The sequence below is a fragment of the Bifidobacterium sp. POST2/T3 (B1) genome (assembly GCF_058197115.1).
In genome coordinates, this window is the sequence record NZ_JBVPQK010000234.1 from 1,803 (window position 1) to 4,136 (window position 2,334).

Here is a 2,334-nt window from a genome sequence, read left to right on the forward strand (position 1 = left end):
AAGGCGCTCTATGACAGCCAGTCCACGGGCATGTCCGGCAAGGAGCTGGCCTCGGGCAATGTTCGCAGCGGCGGCACGGTCACCGGATCCTACCTGGAGAAGGCGGATGGCGACGACGAGCACAAGGCCCTGGTCATCTGGCAGAATGATACTGTGGTTTTCCGCGCCCAGGGCCAGCGGACTGCGCTGGAGGCTTTTTACAAGGCCTTTCCTCTTTAGTCGTCCCGCAAGCGGTGTACGATAAGCAAGTTGGACACTTCCAGGTAACTAAGGATCGGAGGCTCGGATGGGTTCTGTCATCAAGAAGCGCCGCAAGCGGATGAGCAAGAAGAAGCACCGCAAACTGCTGCGCAAGACTCGTCACCAGCGCAAGTAGCTTTATGACTTATGGCCCAGCAGGGTCAACGAAGCCCCCCGCATCGAATGGACGCGGGGGGCTTCGTGTATATCATCGCCGGTCAGCGTGGCCAGCCGGATGCCTCCAACCAGTAGGGGAGGGGATGATTGCTGACGCTCACTTGTTGGCGTTGGTCATGACCCGGGGCCCGTTGGGGTCGCCCACGATGACTGTGTCGACCATGTTGAGGAAGAGGCCGTGTTCCACGACACCCACGGTGGTGATCAGGTCCTGGGCCAGATCCTGCGGGTGCTCGATCCGATCCAGATGCAGATCGATGATGTGGTTGTGTTCGTCGGTCAGAACCGGCTGCCCCTGGCCGTCCAGCCGCAGTACTGGGTTATAGCCGCGCTCCTTGAAACGATCCAGGACGTGGCGCTCGCCGAAGGGGATGACCTCCACAGGCAGCGGGAAGCGGCCGATGGTGTCGACCACCTTTGACTCGTCCACAATCCAGACGATCCTTCGAGAGTTGACGGCTACGATCTTCTCCCAGAGCAGGGCTGCGCCGCCGCCCTTGATGCCGTTGAAGTCCTTGTCGACCTCGTCGGCCCCGTCGATGGTGACATCGATATGATCAACCTGGTCGATGTCGACGATGCGGATTCCGTAGCCTTCAGCCTGTTCCTTGGTCCGCCGGGAGGTGGTCACGCCGGTGAACTCCAAACCCTCTTCCTTCACGCGCCGTCCCAGTTCATCCACAAAGAACCGGACCGTGGATCCGGTGCCCAGTCCGGCGGTCATGCCGTTCTCGACCAGCTTGGCCGCCTCGACGCCGGCGGCCTTCTTCAGTCTGTCCTGCTCGGTCTTGTCCATACACGCTCCTTCATGCCCGCATGCGCTCAACTGCTGATGTCTGCGGGTCTTGTTGATTCAGGTTCATTCCAGTCTAGACGATGGCCCCTGACGGTCCATGAGCCGCTCAATCCTCCACTTCGATGGCGTGCAGGCGGAAAGGCGACTCCTGAATGGTCAGGTAGCCGTCAGGATCGATGTCTGCATCTATTTCGATGCTCCCCACGATATGCAGGTCCTGTCCCGTGAACATGCTGCTGCCGGATGGGGGCGGCGTGATGCGGACGCGGCCGCTGGCTCTCAGTCCCCGGGCGCCGGAGTTCTTGGTCCCTTGGTCAGCCGTGTCGGCATCTGAGGTGTCCTTGAAAGCCGGCGCGAGTTCGTCTTCCTGACCATCGGCTATGTCGGGGTCGGGTGTGCCATTGATGGCCTCATCGCCTGGATCCGTTACTGTGGATTGGCTTTCTTCGATATCCCGCGTCTTTGGCGACTGGGGGGAAGCTGCTTCCACTGATTCGGCTTCGACAGCGGTTTCGGCCAGGTCTTTCTGCTCCTCCTGGTCCAGGCCGACCCTCTTGCGGCCCAGTTTGTCCAGAACTTGGGGCCCTCCGTCCAGTTCAGTCTTGACTGCGGACGGCACTTGCGTGCCCTTGGCATAGGGAGAGGCCAGCAGCGAACGCCAGCCCTCGATGGGCAGACAGCCTTCCCGTTCGCCCTTGCCTGCAGCTGTGGCGTAGCCGCGGGCCAGAGTATCCACTTTCTCGTTGAAGGTGTCGCCGGCGTGGCCCTTGACCCAGACAAACCTGACCGATCCCGGCCGTGCTTGGATCTCCTGGTCGATGGCTTCGATCAGGGGGCGGTTCTTCACCGGCTTGCCCTGGGAGTTCTTCCAGCCCTTCTTCTTCCATCCGGGCACCCAGGTGGTGGAGCAGTTGATGGCGTATTGGGAGTCGGTTTCGATGACTAGCGGGCGCTCGCCTGGGTGGGCGCGCAACGCCTGCAGCACGGCACATAGCTCGCCAATCTGATTAGTGCCGTTGCTGGCGCCGCCTGCGTCTGCGTCGCCGCCCTCGTGATCGGCCCAGGCCCAGCCCATGGGGCCATTGGGGTTGCTCAGTGCGCTGCCGTCGGTCGAGACGACC

At 61.8% G+C, this 2,334-nt stretch carries 3 protein-coding genes and 1 pseudogene; 2 read left to right on the plus strand and 2 right to left on the minus strand.

Annotated features, from left to right (window positions below; all coding sequences use genetic code 11):
- A pseudogene (locus tag AC0AP0_RS09635) lies at nucleotides 1–219 on the plus strand (hypothetical protein); the annotation flags it as partial.
- A 67-nt stretch (nucleotides 220–286) separates the two neighbouring features.
- A complete protein-coding gene (locus AC0AP0_RS09640; protein WP_004268639.1) occupies nucleotides 287–376 on the plus strand; it encodes a 30S ribosomal protein bS22 in 90 nt (29 codons plus the stop codon).
- Between the two features lie 138 nt (nucleotides 377–514).
- On the opposite strand, the gene rpiA is transcribed toward AC0AP0_RS09640, so the two are convergent.
- Both rpiA and AC0AP0_RS09650 read right to left on the minus strand, forming a co-directional pair.
- Nucleotides 515–1,213: a ribose-5-phosphate isomerase RpiA gene (gene rpiA / locus AC0AP0_RS09645; RefSeq protein ID WP_198191403.1), complete on the minus strand. Its 699-nt coding sequence runs from the start codon at nucleotides 1,211–1,213 to the stop codon at nucleotides 515–517.
- 106 nt (nucleotides 1,214–1,319) lie between these two features.
- Nucleotides 1,320–2,334: ribonuclease H family protein (locus AC0AP0_RS09650; RefSeq protein ID WP_490430306.1), on the minus strand; the 1,015-nt coding region annotated here is incomplete at its 5' end.